Here is a 513-nt window from a genome sequence, read left to right on the forward strand (position 1 = left end):
CCGACATACCGTATCTTCGGATTTATGGAAAAGGTGATAAAGAAAGGATCGTTGCGATCACAGATAAGACCGCTGATCATCTGAAGAACTATTTAAAAGTTTACCATGAAGTGATAGATCCTGATGCTCCGCTGATCTATACAGTGATCAAGGGTCACAAAGACAGGATGTCAGTTGGAAATGTTGAGCGTATCATCAAAAAATATGCAGCTCAGATCCGCTCAAAGTATCCGAATTTCCCGGAACGATGCTATCCCCATATGTTCCGCAGGACCAGGGCAACCAATCTGTATCAGGATGGAACAGAACTTGAACTTGTTTCCCGTATACTGGGGCATTCCTCAACTGAAACAACACGTATTTACGCAGTCCCTTCAGTTGATATGATGCGTAAAGTGATGGAATCAGGTGATCTGGAAAGTGATGAGAAGCCATTATGGCCAGATGATGAAGCTGAAATGGCACGTATCTGTGGTTTAAGATAAATAATGTTATCCTCATCTTTTTTGTGAA

1 protein-coding gene is annotated in these 513 nt (G+C 41.9%); it reads left to right on the forward strand.

Annotated elements, in window-relative coordinates; all coding sequences use genetic code 11:
* Positions 1–485, forward strand: a 485-nt coding sequence (locus ACTQWB_RS18750) for a tyrosine-type recombinase/integrase (protein ID WP_441502837.1), incomplete at its 5' end; no start/stop codon positions are given.
* Positions 486–513: the final 28 nt, after the last annotated feature.

The sequence above is a fragment of the Blautia sp. HCP3S3_H10_2 genome (assembly GCF_052122375.1).
Taxonomy (GTDB): Bacteria; Bacillota; Clostridia; order Lachnospirales; family Lachnospiraceae; genus Blautia_A.